The following is a 271-nucleotide window of genomic DNA, read 5'->3' as shown; positions in this document are numbered from 1 at the left end:
AGAAGCGCAAGGACGCGCAGCTTGCCCGCGAGGTGGAGTTCTCGATTCCGCGCGAGATGAACGAGAAGCAGGGCGTCGCGCTCGCCAAGGACTTCGTGAAGAAACAGTTTGTCGATCGCGGCATGGTCGCGGACCTCAACGTGCATTGGGACAAGGCCAAGGACGGCACCCCCAAGCCGCACGCGCATGTCATGCTGGCGATGCGTGACGTGGGGCCGGAGGGGTTCGGCGCTAAGAACCGCGACTGGAACTCGACCGAGCTGTTGAAGGA

1 protein-coding gene is annotated in these 271 nt (G+C 63.1%); it reads left to right on the top strand.

What is annotated here, in order from left to right:
- The coding region (locus tag AX709_RS05675) for a MobA/MobL family protein (protein ID WP_197432016.1) at positions 1-271 on the top strand (271 nt) is incomplete at both ends.

The sequence above is a fragment of the Sphingomonas sp. CCH15-F11 genome (assembly GCF_001557005.1).
Taxonomy (GTDB): domain Bacteria; phylum Pseudomonadota; class Alphaproteobacteria; order Sphingomonadales; family Sphingomonadaceae; genus Sphingomonas.
Note: the sequence above shows the minus strand (reverse complement) of the source record. Positions and strands in the feature narration are given on the sequence as shown.